Genomic DNA, 19,823 nt, shown 5'->3' on the forward strand with positions numbered 1-19,823 from the left:
ACGAAACAGTCGAAATAATTGCCATTTATCGACGATATTCCGACGTTTGTCGTTACGAATCGGTTTATCGACATAATCCTACCGCCCGTCGAAACCTTGGCGACACGGCTGTATTGTTATTCTAACACACCCTGACCCGGGCGGTTCCGTCCGGGCCCGAATAACTGGTTCAGGAGTGTATTATGTTTGCCAATATCCCCTCGAAAGCCCGCCTCGTCATCGCGGCCTTCGCCCTTCCCGCCGCCGGCATGACGGTCATGGCCGCGCCCGCCAACGCCCAGTCCGAAGCGGACAGCATGAGCGCGCAGCAACGCGCCGAGGCCGTCGTCGCGGCGCTCAACGGCAGCAGCGGCGAACGGTCGCGCTGGGCGCGGGACAATCTGCTGTCGGACGGATCCTACCGGATGCGCCTCCAGGAGTTCAACCGGATCGCGCGCCGGACCGGCGAGCTCGAACTGCTCGAGGTCGCCGAGATCGACAACGGCATGGTGCTCCGCGTCCGCAACGGCGACGGCCGCACCCATGCGATCAGCGTCATCATGGACGATCGCCGGCCCGACAAGGTGCTCGGCATCGGGATGCGCGGCCTCTAGGCCCCGATCCCCGAAAGCTGCCCGGTCGCACTCCAGCGACCAAGACCAGCCGTCCGTCGCGCGTGCAATGGTGTCGCGCGCGCCGGGCGGCTGGCACGTTTTTGGCCGCGACTTTGCGGCTCGGGACCGCTACGTTCCGTCCCCTACCATTCGGAAACGGCAGGGGAATGCGACGTGCGGACATATCGGATCGGAATCGGTGCGGGCGCGATAGCGCTGCTGGCAGCGGCATGTGCGCCCATGGAGGCCCCGGCGCCCGCGTCGGCGTCCGATCCGGCCGCCGTCCATCAGCGATTGCTGACCCTCGACACCCATCTCGATACGCCGCTCCATTTCATGCGGCCCGGCTGGAGCATCGCCGACCGCCACGATTTCGTCACCGACAACAGCCAGGTCGACCTGCCGCGGATGATCGAAGGCGGGCTCGACGGCGGCTTTTTCGTGATCTGGACGCCGCAGGGCGAACTGACCCAGCAAGGCTATGCGAACGCCGCCGCGATGGCCGAGGCGCGGCAGCAATCGATCCTCGCGATGATCGCCGCCAATCCCGAGACCGTTGAGCGGGCCGACCGGGCCGACGACGCGGCGCGGATCGCCGCGACCGGCCGCCGCTTCGTCTATCAGAGCATCGAGAACAGCTATCCGCTCGGCGAGGATATCGGCGCGCTCCAGCGATTCTACGACAATGGCGTGCGGATGGTGGGCCCCGTCCATTCGGCGACCAACCAGTTCTCCGACAGCGCGACGGGCGAGGAACGCTGGGGCGGCCTCAGCCCGCTCGGCCGCGAACTCCTTGCCGAGATGAACCGGCTCGGCATCATCCCGGACGGCTCGCACGCCTCGGACGCGGCATTCGACCAGATGGTCGAGCTTTCGGCGACGCCGATCATCCTCTCCCATTCCGGCCCCAAGGCCGCGCACGACCATCCGCGCAATATCGACGATGCGCGTATCCGGCGTCTGGCGGAGACCGGCGGCGTGATTGCGGTCAACAGCATCTATCTCGCCCCGCGCAGCGACGGGCCCGAATGGCAGGAGATGAGCAGCCGCTTCATGGAGATGTTCTCCGAATCGCGCGAAGTGCAGCAGGCCTATGTGCGCGACCTGCGCGCGCTCGAAGCCGTCACGCCGCGCGAGGACGCCGATTTCGAGATGTTCATGGCCAGCCTCCTGCATCTGATCGATGTCGCCGGCGTCGACCATGTCGCGTTCGGCGCGGACTGGGACGGCGGCGGGGGCGTCGAGAATATGCGCGACATCACCGCGCTGCCGATGATCACCGCCCGCCTGCTCGCCGCCGGCCATGGCGAGGAGGATCTGGGCAAGATGTGGAGCGGCAATGTCCTGCGGCTCCTGCGTCAGGCCGAAGCCCATGCCGCGGCCGTGAGCGGTTAGACGCCCTGTCCCCGTGCCTGAACGCCTGTAAAAGGCGAGGATGAGCGCGACCGTACCCGCCGAGGACACCGCGAGCTGGCGCGAGACGCTGGCCGGTGGCCGGTGGCCGGCCTTCGCCCTGATCATGCTCGGCATCTGGCTGATGGCGGCCGATGCGCTGGTGACGACGACGATCATGCCCAGCGTCGGGCGCGATCTCGACGGCTATGCCTGGTTCGGCTGGGCGACGTCCGGCTATCTGGTCGGCGTGGTTGCGGCGGCCTCCTGCGCCGGCTGGCTGTCCGACCGGATCGGCCTCAGGCCCGCGATGATCGGCTCGGGCATCCTGCTCGCCATCGGCTGCGCGGTCAGCGCATTGGGACCCGACATGCCGGTCTTCGTCGCCGGGCGCATGGTGCAGGGTCTGGGCGCCGGCTGGGTCGCGGGTTTCTGTTACGTCACGATCAACCTCGTCTTCGAGGAACGCTATCTGGTCCGCGTCTTCGCCGCCGCGACGAGCATATGGGGCGTCGCCACCTTTATCGGCCCGCTGGTGGGCGGCCTCTTCGCCGATGCGGGAAACTGGCGCGGCGTCTTCTGGCTGTTCGCAGCCCAGGCGATCCTGTTCGCCATCGCCGCCGGCCGCCTCGTCCCCGCCCGCGAGCGGAAACCCGGCGCGGGCGGGCTGCCCTGGCTCCAGATCGCCCTGATCGTCCTTGGCGTCAGTGCGCTCTCGATCGCGGGCGTCGTCGAACGGGGCCCCATCCAGCTGCTCCTCATACCGGCCGGGATTCTCCTGCTCGCCGCCGCGGTCGTCGTCGACCGCCGGGCCCGCGAAAGGCTGCTGCCGCGCAATGCGGCGCGGTTCGGAACGCTGATCGGCGCGGCCTATGCCACCTATTTCCTGCTGCTTGCCGGCGAGGTCGGCTTCGCGATCTACGCGCCCGCCATCCTCCAGTTCACCAACGGCCTCAGCGCGACCCAAGCCGGCTATGTCGTCGCCATCGAGGCACTCGCATGGACCGCCGCGGCGCTGGCCGTGGCCGGATCGGGCGCGGTCTGGCGACGGCGCTGGATCGTCATCGGCGCGGCCTGCGTCCCGGCATCGCTGGTCCTGCTCAGCCTCGTACTGGCGAGCGGCATGCTGGTGCTCGTCATCGTCGGCGGCGCGCTGCTCGGCGCCGGGTTCGGCCTCTCCTACAGTTTCATCAGCCGCGCGGTGATGGCCTCGCTCGACGAGGACGAACGGGCGACGGGATCGGCGGGAATCGGCGCGGTGCGCGATGCGGGCGCGGCCACCGGCGCCGCCGTAGCCGGAATCGCGGCCAACCTGACGGGCTTCGCCCAGGGGCCGACGGCGGAAAGCGTCGCTCTGGCGGGTTTCTGGGTCTGCGCGATCGGCGTGCCGCTGGCGCTGCTGGGCCTGCTCGCCGCCAGCCGGCTCGCCCGGATCGCGGCCCCTTGATTAGCCGGTGCGCGCCCGGCAAATAGGGGCCATGGTTCGCTTTTCGTTCTCCGGGCACGATCTCGTCGCCCTGCCGCAGGCCGCCTTGTTCTGGCCCGCGCGCAAGGCGCTGCTCGTCGCCGATCTCCATTTCGAAAAGGCGAGCTGGTTCGCGCGGTTCGGGCAGATGCTGCCGCCCTATGACAGCGAGGCGACGCTGGCCGATCTCGAAGCGCTGGTCGCCGCCACGGACGCGCGCGAACTCTGGTGCCTCGGCGACAGTTTCCACGACAGCGCGGGCAGCGAGCGGCTGTCGGCAAGCGCGCGCGCCAAGCTTTCGGCGCTGACCGAGCGGCTGGACTGGACATGGATCACCGGCAACCATGACAGCGCGCTCGACGCGGACTGCGGCGGCCGGATCGCCGAGGAAGCCGAGGTCGACGGGCTGATGCTGCGCCACGAGGCCGACGCCGGCGACCCGCGCCCCGAACTTTCCGGCCATTTCCATCCGAAGCTGCGCATCCGCGTGCGCGGCAAAGGCGTGTCGCGCCGCTGCTTCGTCGCCACGACGCGCAAGCTGATCCTGCCGGCCTTCGGCGCGCTGACCGGCGGGCTCGACGCCGGGCATCCCGAGATCGTCCGCGCGGTCGGCCCGGAAGCCGAAGCGCTGATACCCGTCAACGACCGGCTGCTGCGCTTTCCGCTCGCGGCTTAGTTCTGTCAGAATTTCCCTATCGGGAAATCGCCAGGTCGAGTCTGACAAACTACGCCTCCGGATCCGGCCCGATCATGAACCAGGACAACAAGGCGGCCAGCGTCGCCCAGCTTGCCGCGACGAGCAGCGAGACCGAATGGGCGCGGGCGAAACGCGCTTCGACGGCGGCATGGGCCGCGGCGCCCGTGTCGGGAAACTGGCCGAATTCGAGCCCCTGCCCGCCGCCGGCGAACACCGTCGCGCTGACCGCGCCGATGATCGCGATCGCGAACAGACCGGCGATCCGGCTCGCCGCGTTGTTGACGCCCGAGGCGGTGCCCGTCTGGCTGTCGGGCGCGCTGTTCATCACCATCGTGGTGAGCGGCGAGACGACGAAGGACATGCCGATCGCGAGCAGGACCAGCGGCCCGACGACGCCGACCCAATAACCGAACGCGGTGAACGACATCCAGACGATCGCCGCCGCCACGATCGCCGAACCGGCGGTCAGGAAGAGCCGCGGCCCATGATCGTCGGCGAGCCCCGCCATCGGCCGCGACAGCAGTCCGATGATCACGCCCAGGGGCAGCATGGTCAGCCCGACCTCGGTCGCGCTCAGGCCCCGCCGGCCGATCAGGTCGAACGGCAGCAGGAACAGCACGCCGCCCAGCGCGCCGTAGAGGCACAGCGTCATCGCATTGGCGCCGGCGAAGCGGCGGTTGGCGAACAGTTTCGGCGGCATCAGCGCGTTGCGGGCGCTGCGTTCGGAGAGGACGAACAGGATTACCAGCACCGCGCCGCCGCCGATCAGCCCGAGCGGCCGGGCCGTCGCGCCCTGGTCCGACAGGGATGTCAGCCCCAGGGTCAGCATGCCGAAGCCGAGCGCGGCGAGGATCGCGCCCCGCCAGTCGAGCGGCCCCGTTTCCTCCTCGTTCCGGCTTTCCGGCACGTAGCGCAGCGCGAGGAACAGCGCGGCGAGCGCGAAGGGCGGCGCGATCCAGAAGGCGGCCCGCCAGCCGGTCGCATCGAGCAGCACGCCGCCGAGCGACGGGCCGATGGCCGTGGTCAGGGCCGACACCGAGGCCCAGAGGCCGATGGCGCGGCCGCGTATCTCCTTGGGGAAGGAGGCGGCGATGATCGCAAGACTCTGCGGCACCATCAGCGCCGCGCCGATTCCCTGCACGATCCGCCCGGCGATCAGCAGCTCGCTCGTCGGCGCGAAGCCGCAGGCGATGGAGGCGAGCGTGAAGATGGCGATCCCGATCACGAAGACCCGCCGCCGCCCATAGCGATCCCCGGCCCCGCCACCGATCAGGATCAGCGCGCCGAGAAACAGCGTGTAGCCGTTCGAGATCCATTGCAGCGCGCCGTAGCTCGCGCCGAGATCGCGCTGGATCAGCGGCAGCGCGATGAGAATGATCGACCCGGTGACCGAGGCGATCGCCGACGCCATGATCGTCGCCGCGAGGACGAAGGGCCGCGCCGCTTCCTCGCACGGAGCGTCGGCGCCGCGTTCCCACTCGGCGCATTCGGGGCGGTCATGGAGCGATTCCATGGGCATGAGGCTTGGGGGGAACGGCGCGGGGAAGCAAGCACGGTTGGGGGGATTTGATTGTCGGAAACTTTCTAGCGACAGGTCGCGGTACGGGGGTTCTTTGGTCAGAATTTCCCTATCGGGAAATTCTGACAAACGAAAACCCGGTGCCGCGATCCTGCTACAGCAGGATTCTGACTAATCAGGCCGCCGGCGTGCTCGTGAACATCCGGGGGAAGGTCTCGCGCAGATCCTCCACCTTCTCGACATCATGGGCGAGAATGTAGGGGTGGCGCGGATTCCGGTTCATGAAATCCTGGTGATAGTCCTCGGCGCGATAGAAGGTGCCGCTTTCGATCCGCGTCGCGATCGGCCGCGGGAAACGGCCCGATTCGTCGAGCAGCGCGATATAGCGTCGCGAGACGCTGCGCTGGGCGGCGCTCTGCGGGAAGATCGCCGAGCGGTAATCGGGGCCGACATCCGGTCCCTGGCGGTTCACCTGGGTCGGATCGTGCGCGACCGAGAAATAGATGCGCAGCAGCTCGCCATAGGTGACGACGTTCGGATCGTAGACGATGCGCACGGCTTCGGCATGGCCCGTCCGGCCCGTGCCGACCTGGCGATAGGTCGCGGTCTCGGCGCTGCCGCCGGCATAGCCGGAGGTCACGCTGCGCACGCCGCGCACATGCTGGAACACGGCCTCCATGCCCCAGAAACAGCCGCCGGCGAACACCGCGACCTGGTTACCCTCCGTCACCACGACATTTGTGGCAGGTGGTGGAATCGGAACGGCCGCTTCCACCGATTGCCGGGCGCCGGGGAGCGAAATGGCCGCGATCGCCGCGACAACCGCGCCGCCGCCGACCGCGAACGATACGAGCTTCTTCACGATCATGCGTCTAGCTCCTCGCCGGAACGAAATCCATCGCCACGCCATTGATGCAATAGCGCAGCCCGGTCGGGCGCGGGCCGTCGCGGAACACATGGCCGAGATGGCCGCCGCAATCGGCGCAATGGACTTCGGTGCGGGTCATGCCCAGCGTCGTATCGACGCTGGTTCCGATCGCGCCATCGAGCGGGCGATAGAAGCTCGGCCAGCCGGTCCGGCTGTCGAACTTGGTCGCCGAACTGAAGAGCCGATTGCCGCAGCCCGCGCAGGTGAAGGTGCCGCGGCGATCCTCATCGTCGAGCGGGCTCGAATAAGGCCGTTCGGTGCCATGGCCGCGCAGGATGCGGAATTCGTCCGGCGTCAGCCGTTCGCGCCACTGCGCGTCGGTGTAGCGGACCGGGAAATTGCCGCGGTTGGTGGCGTCCGCCCGGCCGTTGCAGCCGGCCAGCGTCGCCAGAGCGCCGATGGCGCCGCCGGTCAGGATGGTTCGTCGATCTATCGTCATGCGCATCACCTCAAATCTGGACCCGATATCGTGCCAACCGGCTGAACCGGGCCTGAAATCGGGTTTACACGCCTCACTCCCCCGTTCGAAGGCGCGATGCGTTTCGTTACAGAAACAGCCGAAATCCGTTTGCATTTGGGTCGCGAAGCGGCTTTTGTGCAGTGCAATGCAACACAGATTTTCTCCATCACGGCAATGAGCGGTATCGATTTCAAGAAAATCGGCCTGGTCGGCGCGGGACTGATCGGCGGTTCCATCGCCGCGCGGCTGGCGCGTACGCTGCCCGACACGGTGCTCCTCCTCCATGATGCAAGTCCGGGCAACGCCGCCTATGTCGCGGAACGGCATCCCAGGGGCAAGCGCGTCAGCGGGATCGACGCGCTTGCCGCGTGCGACGCGATTTTCGTGGCGACTCCCGTCGCGACGATCGCCGAACAGGTCGTGGCACTGCTCGCCCAACCCGGCAGCCGCGCGCTGGTCATCGATACCGGATCGGCCAAACAGGCGATCATCGCGGCGGTCGCGGCCTCCGGCGCCGATGCCGGGCGCTTCGTTCCCGGTCATCCGCTGGCCGGCGGCATTTCGGCCGGGCCCGGCCGGGCCAGCGGCGATATCGTCACGACCCGGCCCTTCGTCCTGACCCCGACCGAGCGCACCGACCCGGACGCGCTGGCGCATGCCAAGACGCTGCTCGAATGGCTCGGCGCCGAAGTCGTCGAGATGGCGCCGGACGCGCATGACCGGCTGCTCGCGCTCGGATCGCATCTGCCGCACCTGATCGCCTATGCGCTGGCCGGACTCGGCACCGAGGAGCCCGGCGACCTGCTGCCGGCCTCCTATCGGGGGATCGCAGCCTTCGCCGGATCGGACGCGCAAATGTGGTCGGATATCTTTCGCGCCAACACTGCGGAGCTCAAGAGCGTGCTCGCGGATTTCAAAAAACGGCTTGATCTGATCGCCGCCATGGCCGACGAGCCTGTGCCCGGAATCCTGCTGGAGACGCTAAGCGATGCAAAGGCCCGGGTCGATGCTCTGGAGAATGAGGAATGACGGCAGACACAATCGCCTATCTGGGCTCGCCCGGCACTTATAGCTATCAGGCGGCGATCGGCATGTTTCCGGACGCCGAGCATGTCGGCCTCAGAACCTTCGGCGAGATCATGGAAACGGTCGAGGCGGGCGAGCACAAGACCGCGGTCATTCCCATCGAGAATTCGACGAGCGGCCGCATTCCCGACGTGCATCGCCTGATGCTTTCGACCGAGATGGCGATCGTTCAGGAACATATGCAGCGGATCGAGCACTGCCTGATCCAGGCGCATTCGGGGCCGCAACCGGTTTCAGAGCCCGGCAGCATCACGCGCATCCTCAGCCATCGCCAGGGCTTCCTCCAGAGCTCGGGCTTTATCGAGGCGCATTGCAGGGATGCCGAACAGGTCGAGACGGTCGACACCGCAAGCGCGGTCAAGCAGGTGACCGAACTCGGCGATCCGCATGTCGCGGCGATCGGCTCCTCGGTCGCCGCCCAAGTGTTCGGCGGCGTCGTGATCGAGCGCGATATCGCCGACCAGAAGAACAACTATACCCGCTTCCTGGCACTCGAAAAACCGGCGCTCGACCCCGATTATGCGGGTGCGAACATCACGACGCTGATCTTCCAGATCGACCACCAGCCCGGCGCGCTGATCGAGGCGCTGGCGGTGTTCCGCGACGCGGGCATCAACATCACGACGCTCGAGACCTATACGATCTCCGAAGAGACCGCGCTGCCGACCTTCTACATCGATATCGGCGGCGGCCTGGAGGAAGAGGCCGTCCAGGCCGCGCTCCGCGCGCTCGAGGAAAAAGTCCGCTACGTGAAGCTGCTCGGCAGCTACGTCGCGAGCGACGTCCGCAACGCCAATTCGGGTTTCCTGCCCGTCAAATCGGTCAATCCGTAAGGAAGAAAAATGTTCGACAATGCCGTCGCCCGCCCGATCGACCAGATCATCGCCGTCAGCCGCGCCTATCAGGCCGATCCGCGCGACGACAAAGTCGATTTCGGGATCGGCGTCTACAAGGACGAAACCGGCCTGACGCCGGTCATGCGCGCGGTGAAGGCCGCTGAACAGATGTTGATCGATACGCAGACGACCAAGACCTATGTCGGCGTCGGCGGCGACCAGACGTTCGTCGAGCTGTTGGCCAGCGAAGTGCTGCCCGATCACGCCTATGGCACCGACATGATCGGCATCCAGTCGATCGGCGGTTCGGGCGCTGTGCGGGTGCTGGCGGAACTCGCGCAGAGCCTGAACCCGGACGCCCGTTTCTGGCTGCCGGACCCGACATGGCCCAACCATCAGGCGATCTTCGGCGCGGTCGGCGTGGCGATGACGACCTATCCCCATCCCAAATTCACCGCGGAACCCGATATCGACGCGATCCTCGCGGCGCTCGACGCCGCATCGCCCGGCGATGTCGTCGTCATCCATGGCGGCTGCCACAACCCGACCGGCATCGATCCCGCGCCCGAGGATCTCGCCCGGCTCGCCGAGGGGGTGGTCGCGCGCGGGCTGATTCCGTTCGTCGATTCCGCCTATCTCGGTTTCGGCAAGGGCTGGGAGGAAGATGCGGCGCGGGTGGCGATCATCGCGGAACGCGCGCCGGAGATGCTGCTCGCGCTCAGCTGCTCGAAGAATTTCGGCATCTATCGCGAACGCACGGGCGCCGCGCTGCTCGTCGGCAAGGGCCATCCCGATCTCGGCGCCGCGAATTCGGCGCTGCTCTCGCTGGCCCGCGCCAACTATTCGATGCCGCCCGACCATGGCGCGAGCGTCGTCCGCACGATCTTCGAGAACCCGGACCTCAAGGCCGACTGGCAGGCGGAGCTCAAGGAAATCCGTGAACGCATCAACGGCAACCGGACGGCCCTCGCCCTGGCGCTGGCCCGGGCGCGGCAGGATCGCGACTGGACCTATATCGACAAGGGGTTCGGCATGTTCTCGCTGATCGACGTAACGCCCGAGGCGGCGGTCACGCTGCGCAAGGAACAGGGCGTCTATATCATTCCCGACGGACGGATGAACGTCGCCGGCATCGATATCACCAAGATCGACGAGATCGCCGCCAAACTCGTGACGGCTTTATAGGAGCGGATATATGGCCTCGCTTCCCAATGTCCCCAACCTGTTTCTCGACAGCGAGAAGGCGGAGTTCGACCGGGCGGTCGAAGATATCGCATCGGGCGAAGCGAGCGTGTTCGCGCTGCGCTGCCGCAACCTCCCGCCAAGCGCCGAGCTGACCGAAACCCTGGCAACGGCGTTTCTCTTTACGAACGCGATCCTGATGGCGCGCTCGCAGCGCAAGATCGTCAAGCTCGTCACGCTCGACGTCGCCGACGAGGCGCTGCGCTACAGCTATGCCAACAGTTTCCGAGCGCTGTTCGACAGCGAGTTTTCAAGCCTCGACAATGTCGAGCGCTGGCATGGCTATCTCGAGGCGCGTCAGCATATCGCGGTCGGCGCGCTCGAGGACACGCAAAAGGCGATCCAGTTTTTCCGCCATGCCGGGATCAGCCGCTCGGCCAGTGCGCTCCACCGCGCGGATGTCTTTATGGGCATGGAGGACGTTCCGGCGACCGACGACGCCGGCGGACAGTTCACCTTCGATGACGGCAATATCTACGCGCCGAAACTGGTCGGCGCGCGGAGCAACACCGCGGTCGCGCTGAAAAGCGTGTTCCTGGCAGACGGGGTGAAGGTCCGCACCGGACGGCGCGGACAGAATGTCGTGATCGAACTCGATTGCGCGCGCGCGAACGACGGCGTCCGCGAGTGGCTCGCGCATATCGAACGCATCCTGGCGCTCGATTTCTACCGGCTCGGCGTCTAGGCGAGCCGCGCCTTTATCAGGCCGCGCACGGCGTTGCCGATCAGGAAACCGTCGGCCAGATCGGCGCGGGTCAGATCGCCCTCGACGGCGCGCCCCTCTTCGATCAGCGTTTCGCGCAGGATGCCTGGCAGCAGCCCGCGCGATCGCGGCGGGGTGAGCAGCCTGCCGTCGCGTTCGACGAACAGGTTGGTGAAACAGCCCTCGGTGAGAAAGCCGTCCGCGTCTTCGAGAAGGGTCTCGAACGTATTGCCGCCGACAAAGACCGCGTCATAGACCGACCGCGCCGTCGTCTTGTGGTTGAGCCGGAAGTCCTGCGCGTCGGCGGCGCGCGGCGCGGTCGCGACGGAGACCGGCGCGTCGGGACCGTCCGGCACCGGTCGAATCTCGATCGCGATCCGCCCGTGCCGGGACAGCAACAGCCGGACCCTGGAGGGCGCGCTGACCCGGAACGTCGCGGCCTGCAACTCGTTGCGCGCCGCGTGCCGGTCGAATGCGAAGCCCAGGGTCCGGGCGCTCGCCTTCATCCGGGCCAGATGCTTTTCGAGCCATTCGATGCCCTCCACCGGATCGAAGCGCATCGTCTCGATCAGATCGAACCGCGGCTGCCCTTCAGTCACAAAGGCCCCCTTGGCCAGGCATTCGCGCCATTCGTCCCCCGCTCGGCTGTCCGCGACGATTCCCGAACCGAGGCCGAGCGTCGCACTGGTCGCACCATCTTCAAGGACCAGCGTGCGAATGGCAACGTTGAACGCGGCATCGCCCTCCGGATCGATCCAGCCGATCGAACCGGTATAGGGTCCGCGCGGGGCGCCCTCGAGTTCGTCGATAATCTCCATCGCCCGGATTTTCGGCGCGCCGGTGATCGATCCGCACGGATAGATGGCGCGGACGAGATCGAGCGCCGAGCGCCCGTCTGCGATATCGGCCGTTACCGTCGAGGTCATCTGGTGGACGGTCGGGTAGGATTCGACGTGGAAGAGCGAGGGAACGGCCACCGTCCCCGGCGCCGCCGCCCGGCTCAGATCGTTGCGGAGCAGATCGACGATCATCAGGTTTTCGGCGCGCTGTTTCGGATCGGACTGCAACGCGTCGCGCGCGGCGGCATCGGCATCCGGATCGGCATGCCGGACCGCCGTGCCCTTCATCGGCCGCGCCGTGATCCGGCCATCGGCCAGCGAGAAGAAGAGTTCGGGCGACAGCGACAGCAGCCAGTGCGCCCCCGTCCAGACGACACCCCCATAGCCGGCCAGCGATCCGGAACGCAGCCGCGCATAGACGGCAAGCGGGTGTCCGGCCAGCTTCACATCGCAGCCGAAGGTCAGGTTGGTCTGGTAGATATCGCCGGCGGCGATGAACCCTTGCGCCCGTTCGAAGGCCTTCTCGTAACCGCTTTGCGTGATCCGCGGTTCCGGCACCCCCGCCCAGCCGCCGGAGGGATCCGGCAGCAGCGCCGGGATCCCCTCGGCGGCAATACGCTCCATCCGTTCGAACAGCCCGAACCAGAGCAGCGGCGGCGCGCCATCCTCCGGCTCCCGGCGCAGCACCGCGAGCCGGTTTTCCAGCGCGTGCCCCGCCTCATAGGTCATGAACCCGGCGGCATGCAGCCCGTCGGCGCGCGCCGCTTCCAGCCGGTCGAGCGCGTCATCCAGTCTATCGTGAGCCCGAACCTCGATCGTCGCAACCGGATCGGCAAACAGCCGCGCGTCCGCGCCGTCGGCGCGGGCATCGTCGAGCAGCACGAACGGCGTGGCGGTGGAAATCGCGTCGGTCACCCTCGCCCCATGCCAAGCCTTGGCGCACTTCGCCAGTTGCAAGCGCGCGGTGCAATTGCCATGTCACCGCGCATGACCGACACCGCTCCCCTCAAGGCGGCGATCATTCCGGTGACGCCGCTCCAGCAGAACAGCACCCTGATCTGGTGCACCAAGACGATGCGCGGGGCCTTTACCGACCCGGGCGGCGATCTCGACAAGCTCAAGGCTGCCGCCAAGCAGATGGGGGTGACCATCGAAAAGCTGCTCGTCACCCATGGCCATCTCGACCATTGCGGCCAGACCAAGATCCTCGCCGACGAGCTCGGCGTGCCGATCGAGGGGCCGCACGAAGCGGACCGGTTCTGGATTTCCCGGCTCGAGGATGACGGGCGGAAATGGGGCTTCGCCGGCAAGACGTTCGAACCCGATCGTTGGCTCGACGACGGCGACCGGGTGACGGTCGGGGAACTGACCCTCGACGTCTATCACTGCCCCGGCCACACACCCGGCCATATCGTCTTCCATCATCCCGAATCGAAATTCGCGATCGTCGGCGATGTGCTGTTCCAGGGCTCGATCGGCCGGACCGACTTCCCGATGAGCAACCATCAGGATCTGATCGACGCGATCACGCAGAAGCTCTGGCCGTTGGGCGACGATACCGCGTTCGTGCCGGGCCATGGCCCGATGTCGACCTTCGGCCGGGAACGCCAGACCAACGGCTTCGTCGCGGACCGGATCTTGGCATCCGCCTGACGGACGCGCCCAAATGTGCTTTTCGATCAGGCGTTAACCGAAGTCGTCGTCTCGAAGCCGATGAAGGAGGCGCCCGAATAGGCGATCACGAGCGCGTAGATCGCGAGGCCCAGCAATGTGAGCATCGTCGACAGGATGCCGAACATGCGCAGCTTGTCGTTTCCGTCCATCCCGAACGCATGGGCGATCCGGCCGAGTATATAGAGAATAGCGGCGCCCCACAGCCAGAGGCTGGCGCCCCAGGCCAGCTCGACCAGTGCCAGCAGGATCAGGAAGAAGGGCGTGTATTCGGCGAAATTGGCATGGGCGCGCATCCGGCGGGTCAGCATCTCGTTGCCGCCGTCGCCGACCGAAACCTTTTCCGCCGTCCGCACGCGGCCGACGCGCACCGCGAGCCAGATATTGAGCAGTGCCGCGGCGGCGGCGATTATCAACGTGATTTCTAGTTTCATGGCGATCCTCTCATCCTGTCGCCCGGGCCCTCGCATGCGCTCACAAAGGTTGCAAGCGCGCACGAATTCGCTATATGCGCCCGACTTCACCGCTTATCGGCTCGGGATCATGCGGCAGCCTTGATGGCCGCCGGAGAAGCTCGTAATGCCGGTGGCGACAGAGTTTTTTGGCAATTGCTAGCAAACAAGGTGCCGACATGGCCGTTCCGAAGAGAAAAGTATCGCCCTCCCGCCGTGGCAATCGCCGCGCGCATGATGCGCTGAAGGCCGAAGCCTTTGGCGAATGTCCCAATTGCGGGGAACTGAAACGCCCGCATCACATGTGCAACGCGTGTGGCTTTTACAACGGTCGCGAGATTCTCGACGAAGAGCATCTGAGCAAAGGCCGGAGATAACCGGATGAGCCGCGCGCCGCGGATCGCCATCGATGCGATGGGCGGCGATGTGGGTGCGGAAGTCATGGTCGCGGGTGCGGCCGCCTCGCGCTCGGATTTTCCCGAGCTCCGCTTCCTGTTCTTCGGCGATGAAACCGCGATTCGCGCGGAAATCGCGAAACACAAATCGCTGTCCGACAATGTCGAGGTGATCCATACCGACGGCGTGATCGCCGGCGAGGACAAGCCGAGCCAGGCGCTGCGGCGGTCCAAGGATTCCTCGATGGGCCTCGCTATCGCCGCGGTGAAGGAGGGCAACGCCGAAGCGGCGCTTTCGGCCGGCAATACCGGCGCCCTGATGGCGATCGCGAAGGTCGCGTTGCGGACGATGGAAGGTATCGAGCGCCCGGCCATCTCGGCGCTGCTGCCGACGCTCGGCAAGACCGACGTCGTCATGCTCGATCTCGGCGCCAACGCCGAATGCGATGCCGAAAACCTGGTCCAGTTCGCGGTCATGGGCGCGGCCTATGCGCGCACCGTGCTCGATATACCGCGTCCCCGGACGGCATTGCTCAATATCGGCACCGAAGAGCTGAAAGGCACGGGCATATTGCAGGATGCGGCCGCCCGTCTGCGCGCGGCCGATGCGCTGCCGCTCGAATTCACCGGCTTTATCGAGGGCGACCGGCTATCGCGCGGCCATGTCGACGTGATCGTGACCGACGGCTTTTCCGGCAATATCGCGCTCAAGACGATCGAGGGGACGGCGCGATTCGTCGCCGATCTCATCCGCAACGCCTTCACCAGTTCGCTGCGTTCGAAATTCGGCTTTCTGCTGTCGCGCCCCGCGGCCAACCTGCTGCGCCGCACGCTCGATCCGAACAATCACAATGGCGGCGTCTTTCTCGGGCTCAACGGCCTGGTCGTCAAAAGTCATGGCGGCGCGGATGCCAATGGCGTACGCAACGCGATCAGCGTGGCGGCGAAGATGGCGATGGCCGACATCACCCGCAAGATTGCGCGGGACCTGGAAAATTTCCCCAAAGACGCGATCGAGGACGCTGCCGAATGACGATGAGATCGGCGATACTGGGGACGGGATCGGCCCTTCCCGCCCGGCGGGTCAGCAACGATGAACTGGCCGAGACCGTCGATACGTCCGACGAGTGGATCGTCGAACGCACCGGCATCCGCTTCCGCCACATCGCCGGCGAGGACGAAACGACCGCAAGTTTGGGGACGGCCGCGGCGCAGAAGGCGCTCGACGATGCCGGTCTCGACGCCGGCGAGATCGACCTGATCGTCCTCGCGACGTCGACGCCCGATCAGACCTTCCCCGCCTCGGCGACGATCATCCAGACCAATCTCGGCATCGACGACTGCGTCGCCTTCGACGTCCAGGCCGTGTGCTCGGGCTTTCTCTATGCCCTGAGCGTGGCCGACAACATGATTCGCGGCGGCAGCGCGCGCAAGGCGATCGTCATCGGATCGGAAACGTTCAGCCGCATTCTCGACTGGGAGGATCGCGGGACCTGCGTTCTGTTCGGCGACGGAGCCGGCGCGGTCGTGCTTGGCGCGGAAGAGAGCGAGCGCGGGATACTCTCCTCGAAACTGCATGCGGACGGCCGGCACAACCAGCTGCTCTATGTGGATGGCGGGCCGTCAACGACCGGAACGGTCGGCAAGCTGCGCATGAAGGGCCGCGAAGTTTTCCGCCATGCGGTGGTCAACCTCGCCAGCGTCCTCCACGAAGCGCTGGACGAAGCCGGGCTGGCGACCGCCGATATCGACTGGATCGTGCCGCATCAGGCCAATCGCCGGATTCTCGACGCAACCGCGAAGAAGCTCGGCCTGCCGGCGGACAAGGTGGTGATCACCGTCGATCAACATGCCAACACCTCGGCGGCGTCGGTTCCGCTGGCGCTCGACACCGCGATCCGCGACGGGCGGATCAAGCGCGGCGACGTGCTCGCCCTCGAAGCGATGGGCGGCGGCTTCACCTGGGGGGCGTCGATCGTTCGCTATTGATGGGAGATTTGCCCGATCGCGATCGCTAAGATATGGAATAAACGATAAAAACGATATTGGGGGGTTGCTTATGAGCGACGCAGGAACATTGACCCGGGCCGATCTGGCCGACTCCGTCCATGAAACACTGGGCCTTTCGCGCGCGGATTCGGCGCAGCTCGTCGAATCGGTGCTGGCGCATATGTGCGACGCGCTATCCGATGGCGAGAATGTGAAGATATCGGGCTTCGGCAGTTTCGTTCTGCGGGACAAGGGCGAACGGATCGGCCGTAATCCGAAAACGGGCGTCGAAGTGCCGATCGCGCCGCGCCGCGTGCTGACCTTCCGCGCCAGCCAGTCGATGCGGGAAACGATCGCCCAGGGAGCCTGAACCGGGACCAGATGGCCAAGGACGCGGACGCCTTTCGCACGATCGGAGAACTATCCAGCGAGCTTGGCGTCGCGCAGCATATCCTGCGCTACTGGGAAACCCGTTTTCCCCAGCTCCAGCCGCTCAAGCGCGCGGGCAACCGCCGCTACTACCGGCCGGCGGACGTCGCGCTGGTCGAGCGCATCAACCGGCTGCTCAACGAAGACGGTTATACGATCCGCGGCGTGCAGAAGGTTCTGGCCGGCAAGTCGGAAGAGCGCGATGGTGGCGGGCGACCGGAAAGCGATGCGAGGCCGACACTGCCGCCCGAGCTGCTGACCGAGCTGAAGCGGCTGCGCGCCGATCTCGCCGCCGCGCTGGAACGCTGACCGGGATCAGGCCGCCGCCAGCGCCTCGGCGATCAGCTTGCGGACATTGGCGATGCCGTAGAGGGCCGCAAAGCTGCCCATGCGCGGCCCCTGGCTCGTGCCGAGCAGCGTTTCGTACAATGCCTTGAACCAGTCGCGCAGCGGCTCGAATCCGTGCCGCTTGCCGATCTCGAACACCGCATTCTGAATCGCTTCCGCATCGGCGTCTTCGGGCATCGCCGCCAGCGCATCGTCGAGATCGCGCAACGCCGCCGCCTCGCGTTCATCCGGCACCCGCCGCTCCAGCGTGTCGGCGACGAAATCGCGAAAATAGGCGAGCGCATGGCCGATCAGGGCATCAAGCTCTGGATGGCTTTCGGGACTCGCCTCGGGCGCATAGCGCCGGACGAATCCCCAGATCAGGTCCTTGTCATCGGTACTCGCGACTCCGACCAAGTTGAGCAGCAGCGCGAAGCTGATCGGCATGTGCGACGCGGGCGGGTTGCCGGCATGGACGTGATGCACGGGATTGGGCAGCCGTTGTTCGATCGGCTGGTCCGGATAAGCGGCGAGAAAGCGGTGATATTCGTCCACCGCCTTGGGGATTATCCCGAAGCTCAGCTGCTTCGCCTTTTTCGGATCGCGATAGATGTAGAAGCTCAGCGACTCTTCGGGCGCATAGGTCAGCCATTCGTCGATGGTGACGCCGTTGCCCCTCGTCTTCGAGATCTTCTGGCCGTTCTCGTCGAGAAACAGCTCGTAGTTGAACCCTTCGGGCGGCTTGGCGCCGAGGACGCGCGTAATCTTCGAGCTTTGCGTCACCGAATCGATCAGATCCTTGCCCGACATCTCATAGTCGACGCCGAGCGCAACCCAGCGCAACGCCCAGTCGACCTTCCATTGCAGCTTGGCCGCACCGCCGAGGATACAATGCTCTATCGCCTCGTCGGTCGCCGGATCGACGAACCGCACCAGACCCGCCGCTGGATCGACGACCTCGACCGGCACCTGCAGCACCTTGCCGCTGACCGGCGAGATCGGCAGCACCGGCGAATAGGTCGCGCGCCGCTCTTCACCCAGCGTCGGCAGCATGACGCCCATGATCCTGTCGTAGCGCGCGAGGACGAGCTTCAGCGTCTCGTCGAACCGGCCCGAGCTGTAGCAATCCGACGAGGCCATGAATTCATAATCGAAGCCGAAGCGGTCGAGAAACTGGCGCAGCATCGCATTGTTATGCGCGGCGAAGCTCTCATGCTCGGTATCGAAAGGGTTGGGCACGCGGCACAGCGGCTCGTCCAGATGCTCAGCCAGCATATCGCGGTTGGGCAGGTTTTCGGCGACCTTGCGCATCCCGTCCATATCGTCGGAAAAGGCGATGAGCTTGGTCGGATAATCGCTCATCTCGCTGAACGCGTGCCGCACCATCTCGGTCCGCGCGACTTCCTGGAAGGTGCCGAGATGCGGCAGGCCGCTCGGCCCGTACCCCGTTTCGAACAGGATCGGCGATCCGTCCGGCTTGCCGTCCGGATAGCGTTTCAGCAGTTTCCGCGCTTCCTCATAGGGCCAGGCTTTGGACTGAAATGCGGCGTCGCGCAGCGCGTTCATGTTGCTCTTTCGTTCTCGTTGGGCGAAGGATGAAATCCCGTGTCGAAACCCGCTCCTCTACCCTATCGCGCGCTCCATGCCACCCATGGCGGCATATGGATAGCCTCCGGCGACGGCGAGATCCGCGAGAGCGGGCGCGGCGAAGCGATTTCGGCGGCCGCCGAAACGCCGATGATCGTGCTGAACGCGCCGATGACCGGACAGCGGCTCGGTTATCCGGAACTGTCGGGGCTCGATCTGCTCGAGCTGTTCGCTTTCGTCCATCCGGCGCGCTTCACCGTGCCGACGCCGGCCGGGATCGCACGCACGCTCGGACTTGCCGTACCCGAGACCGACGAGGATGCGGCGATGCTGCTGCTCGACGCAGCGCGGCACCTGCTCGACACCCTGCAATGGGAGGGCTGGGGCGAACGCGAGGGCGCCTGGAGCGCCGCGCAGAACCTGTTCCGCCTGCGCTGGCCCTGGGCGGCCGCGGTGGCCGAACGGATCGCCAAGCCCGACAAGGCCGAGCGCTGGCTCTTTTCCCGGCTGCCCGAATGGGAAGACCAGCCGCCGCGCCCCGCGCCGCATACCGTCACCATGGACGAAGGCCGCACGGTCGACAGGCTCGAGACGCTGGTCGGTGAAGCGGCGGAGCGGCGCGAGGGCCAGCGCGACTATGCGCGCGCGGCGGCCCGCGTCTTCGATCCGCGTCGCGCGGCGGGCAAGCCCAATATGCTGATCGCCGAAGCCGGCACCGGGATCGGCAAGACGCTCGGCTACCTCGCACCGGCATCGCTCTGGGCGACGGAAGCGGACGGCGCGGTCTGGCTCTCGACCTACACCAAGGCGCTGCAACGCCAGCTCGACCGCGAGACGGAGAAGCTCTTCCCCGATGCTGCCGAACGGCGCGAGAAGGTCGTCGTGCGCAAGGGCCGCGAAAACTATCTCTGCCTGCTCAATCTCGAAGACGCATTGCAGGGCGGCTTTGCCGGCCGCGCGGCGGTGCTTGCACAGCTCGTCGCGCGCTGGGCGGCGTACACGAAAGACGGCGACATGGTCGGCGGCGACCTGCCCGGCTGGCTGCCGACCCTGTTCCGCCGCGCGGGCGCCACGGCGCTCACCGACCGGCGCGGCGAATGCGTCTATGCAGGCTGTCCGCATTACCGCAAATGTTTCATCGAGCGGTCGGCGCGCGCCGCCGAGGGCGCCGATCTCGTGATCGCCAACCATGCGCTGTTGATGATCATGGCCG

Annotated in this window: 20 protein-coding genes and 1 pseudogene; 15 read left to right on the plus strand and 6 right to left on the minus strand. The window is 66.4% G+C overall.

Annotated features, from left to right (window positions below; genetic code table 11):
* Positions 1–182 precede the first annotated feature (182 nt).
* From ACTS1X_RS06390 to pdeM, 4 genes are all read left to right on the plus strand, one after another.
* Positions 183–593 (plus strand): hypothetical protein, encoded by a 411-nt coding sequence (locus ACTS1X_RS06390; RefSeq protein WP_442613552.1) that lies wholly within the window; start codon positions 183–185, stop codon positions 591–593.
* Between the two features lie 174 nt (positions 594–767).
* Positions 768–1,988, plus strand: coding sequence for a dipeptidase (locus tag ACTS1X_RS06395; protein WP_442613553.1), 1,221 nt, complete (start codon positions 768–770; stop codon positions 1,986–1,988).
* 40 nt (positions 1,989–2,028) lie between these two features.
* A complete protein-coding gene (locus ACTS1X_RS06400) occupies positions 2,029–3,432 on the plus strand; it encodes an MFS transporter (protein ID WP_442613554.1) in 1,404 nt (467 codons plus the stop codon).
* Between the two features lie 31 nt (positions 3,433–3,463).
* Positions 3,464–4,126, plus strand: coding sequence for a ligase-associated DNA damage response endonuclease PdeM (pdeM, locus tag ACTS1X_RS06405; protein WP_442613555.1), 663 nt, complete (start codon positions 3,464–3,466; stop codon positions 4,124–4,126).
* A 49-nt stretch (positions 4,127–4,175) separates the two neighbouring features.
* Here pdeM and ACTS1X_RS06410 read toward each other — a convergent pair whose 3' ends face one another.
* From ACTS1X_RS06410 to msrB, 3 genes are all read right to left on the minus strand, one after another.
* On the minus strand, positions 4,176–5,660 hold the full coding sequence (locus tag ACTS1X_RS06410; RefSeq protein ID WP_442613556.1) for an MFS transporter: 1,485 nt from the start codon (positions 5,658–5,660) through the stop codon (positions 4,176–4,178).
* A gap of 181 nt (positions 5,661–5,841) precedes the next feature.
* Positions 5,842–6,534: a peptide-methionine (S)-S-oxide reductase MsrA gene (msrA, locus tag ACTS1X_RS06415; protein ID WP_442613557.1), complete on the minus strand. Its 693-nt coding sequence runs from the start codon at positions 6,532–6,534 to the stop codon at positions 5,842–5,844.
* Positions 6,535–6,538: 4 nt separating this feature from the next.
* The gene (msrB, locus tag ACTS1X_RS06420; protein WP_442613558.1) at positions 6,539–7,033 is read right to left on the minus strand and encodes a peptide-methionine (R)-S-oxide reductase MsrB; all 495 of its coding nucleotides are present in this window, start codon (positions 7,031–7,033) and stop codon (positions 6,539–6,541) included.
* Positions 7,034–7,228: 195 nt separating this feature from the next.
* Here msrB and ACTS1X_RS06425 point away from each other — a divergent pair, with 195 nt between their 5' ends.
* The 4 genes from ACTS1X_RS06425 to ACTS1X_RS06440 are packed head-to-tail and all read left to right on the plus strand — an operon-like array spanning position 7,229 to position 10,903.
* Positions 7,229–8,083 (plus strand): prephenate dehydrogenase, encoded by an 855-nt coding sequence (locus ACTS1X_RS06425; protein ID WP_442613559.1) that lies wholly within the window; start codon positions 7,229–7,231, stop codon positions 8,081–8,083.
* On the plus strand, positions 8,080–8,973 hold the full coding sequence (locus ACTS1X_RS06430) for a prephenate dehydratase (protein ID WP_442613560.1): 894 nt from the start codon (positions 8,080–8,082) through the stop codon (positions 8,971–8,973). Before ACTS1X_RS06425 ends, ACTS1X_RS06430 begins: the two co-directional genes overlap by 4 nt.
* A gap of 9 nt (positions 8,974–8,982) precedes the next feature.
* A complete protein-coding gene (locus tag ACTS1X_RS06435; RefSeq protein ID WP_442613561.1) occupies positions 8,983–10,161 on the plus strand; it encodes an aromatic amino acid transaminase in 1,179 nt (392 codons plus the stop codon).
* 10 nt (positions 10,162–10,171) lie between these two features.
* Positions 10,172–10,903 (plus strand): hypothetical protein, encoded by a 732-nt coding sequence (locus ACTS1X_RS06440; RefSeq protein ID WP_442613562.1) that lies wholly within the window; start codon positions 10,172–10,174, stop codon positions 10,901–10,903.
* Here ACTS1X_RS06440 and pabB read toward each other — a convergent pair.
* Entirely contained in the window at positions 10,900–12,675 is a 1,776-nt protein-coding gene (gene pabB / locus ACTS1X_RS06445; protein WP_442613563.1) for an aminodeoxychorismate synthase component I, read from the minus strand. The genes ACTS1X_RS06440 and pabB overlap by 4 nt on opposite strands.
* Before the next feature lie 72 nt (positions 12,676–12,747).
* Here pabB and ACTS1X_RS06450 point away from each other — a divergent pair, with 72 nt between their 5' ends.
* A complete protein-coding gene (locus tag ACTS1X_RS06450; protein WP_442613564.1) occupies positions 12,748–13,413 on the plus strand; it encodes an MBL fold metallo-hydrolase in 666 nt (221 codons plus the stop codon).
* Between the two features lie 26 nt (positions 13,414–13,439).
* Here the strand turns inward: ACTS1X_RS06450 and ACTS1X_RS06455 are convergent, their stop codons facing one another.
* Positions 13,440–13,865, minus strand: coding sequence for an MAPEG family protein (locus ACTS1X_RS06455; RefSeq protein ID WP_442613565.1), 426 nt, complete (start codon positions 13,863–13,865; stop codon positions 13,440–13,442).
* A gap of 197 nt (positions 13,866–14,062) precedes the next feature.
* On the opposite strand from ACTS1X_RS06455, the gene rpmF reads away from it, so the two are divergent.
* From rpmF to ACTS1X_RS06480, 5 genes are all read left to right on the plus strand, one after another.
* Complete coding sequence (gene rpmF, locus ACTS1X_RS06460; RefSeq protein ID WP_176869591.1) at positions 14,063–14,260, plus strand: 50S ribosomal protein L32; 198 nt, start codon at positions 14,063–14,065, stop codon at positions 14,258–14,260.
* Positions 14,261–14,264: 4 nt separating this feature from the next.
* Positions 14,265–15,311, plus strand: coding sequence for a phosphate acyltransferase PlsX (gene plsX / locus ACTS1X_RS06465; RefSeq protein ID WP_442613566.1), 1,047 nt, complete (start codon positions 14,265–14,267; stop codon positions 15,309–15,311).
* A complete protein-coding gene (locus ACTS1X_RS06470; protein ID WP_442613567.1) occupies positions 15,308–16,267 on the plus strand; it encodes a beta-ketoacyl-ACP synthase III in 960 nt (319 codons plus the stop codon). The genes plsX and ACTS1X_RS06470 overlap by 4 nt, the downstream gene beginning before the upstream one ends.
* Positions 16,268–16,337: 70 nt before the next feature.
* Entirely contained in the window at positions 16,338–16,637 is a 300-nt protein-coding gene (locus ACTS1X_RS06475) for an integration host factor subunit alpha (protein ID WP_442613568.1), read from the plus strand.
* Between the two features lie 11 nt (positions 16,638–16,648).
* Positions 16,649–17,005 carry a MerR family transcriptional regulator gene (locus ACTS1X_RS06480; protein WP_442613569.1) on the plus strand — a complete coding sequence of 119 codons (357 nt, stop codon included), beginning with the start codon at positions 16,649–16,651 and terminating at the stop codon, positions 17,003–17,005.
* Between the two features lie 6 nt (positions 17,006–17,011).
* Here ACTS1X_RS06480 and ACTS1X_RS06485 read toward each other — a convergent pair whose 3' ends face one another.
* Positions 17,012–18,589, minus strand: a complete 1,578-nt coding sequence (locus ACTS1X_RS06485; protein WP_442613570.1) for a lysine--tRNA ligase — start codon at positions 18,587–18,589, stop codon at positions 17,012–17,014.
* 39 nt (positions 18,590–18,628) lie between these two features.
* On the opposite strand from ACTS1X_RS06485, the pseudogene ACTS1X_RS06490 reads away from it, so the two are divergent.
* A pseudogene (locus ACTS1X_RS06490) lies at positions 18,629–19,823 on the plus strand (ATP-dependent DNA helicase); the annotation flags it as partial.

Source organism: Parasphingopyxis sp., from assembly GCF_052168275.1.
GTDB lineage: Bacteria > Pseudomonadota > Alphaproteobacteria > Sphingomonadales > Sphingomonadaceae > Parasphingopyxis.